This window comes from Fredinandcohnia onubensis (assembly GCF_002734215.1).
Classification (GTDB): domain Bacteria; phylum Bacillota; class Bacilli; order Bacillales; family Bacillaceae_L; genus Ferdinandcohnia; species Ferdinandcohnia onubensis.
On sequence record NZ_NSEB01000037.1, the window covers coordinates 1 to 782 of the forward strand.

A 782-nucleotide genomic window follows, 5' to 3' on the forward strand; every position below is an offset into this window, starting at 1 on the left:
TGCCCCTGTGAGAGTAGGACGTCGCTAGGCTGAAAAAAATGGAGGATTAGCTCAGCTGGGAGAGCACCTGCCTTACAAGCAGGGGGTCGGCGGTTCGATCCCGTCATCCTCCACCATTTTCAAATTGTACAAGTTATATTATGTACGAGCCATTAGCTCAGTTGGTAGAGCATCTGACTTTTAATCAGAGGGTCGAAGGTTCGAGTCCTTCATGGCTCACCATTTAAATTAAATATGCGGGTGTGGCGGAATTGGCAGACGCGCTAGACTTAGGATCTAGTGTCTTTGACGTGGGGGTTCGAGTCCCTTCACCCGCATTATGCGGAAGTAGTTCAGTGGTAGAACACCACCTTGCCAAGGTGGGGGTCGCGGGTTCGAATCCCGTCTTCCGCTCCATGGCATTACTTGCCGGGGTGGCGGAACTGGCAGACGCACAGGACTTAAAATCCTGCGGTAGGTGACTACCGTACCGGTTCGATTCCGGTCCTCGGCACCACTTTAATAAATTATGCGCCCGTAGCTCAATTGGATAGAGCGTCTGACTACGGATCAGAAGGCTATGGGTTCGACTCCTTTCGGGCGCGCCATTACGGGAAGTAGCTCAGCTTGGTAGAGCACTTGGTTTGGGACCAAGGGGTCGCAGGTTCGAATCCTGTCTTCCCGACCATTATAAATTACGGGGCCTTAGCTCAGCTGGGAGAGCGCCTGCCTTGCACGCAGGAGGTCAGCGGTTCGATCCCGCTAGGCTCCACCAAAGTTCTTTGAAAACTGAACACAATACA

Annotated in this window: 8 tRNA genes; all 8 read left to right on the forward strand. The window is 52.7% G+C overall.

Annotation, left to right across the window (positions count from 1 at the left end):
* Positions 1 to 40: 40 nt before the first annotated feature.
* Positions 41 to 116, forward strand: a tRNA-Val gene (locus CKK03_RS23430).
* Between the two features lie 30 nt (positions 117 to 146).
* Positions 147 to 222 (forward strand) — tRNA-Lys (locus tag CKK03_RS23435).
* A gap of 14 nt (positions 223 to 236) precedes the next feature.
* A tRNA-Leu gene (locus CKK03_RS23440) sits at positions 237 to 317 on the forward strand.
* Between the two features lie 4 nt (positions 318 to 321).
* Positions 322 to 396 (forward strand) — tRNA-Gly (locus CKK03_RS23445).
* 11 nt (positions 397 to 407) lie between these two features.
* Positions 408 to 496 (forward strand) — tRNA-Leu (locus CKK03_RS23450).
* Positions 497 to 510: 14 nt separating this feature from the next.
* Positions 511 to 587, forward strand: a tRNA-Arg gene (locus CKK03_RS23455).
* A gap of 3 nt (positions 588 to 590) precedes the next feature.
* Positions 591 to 667, forward strand: a tRNA-Pro gene (locus CKK03_RS23460).
* Between the two features lie 11 nt (positions 668 to 678).
* Positions 679 to 754 (forward strand) — tRNA-Ala (locus CKK03_RS23465).
* Positions 755 to 782 lie beyond the last annotated feature (28 nt).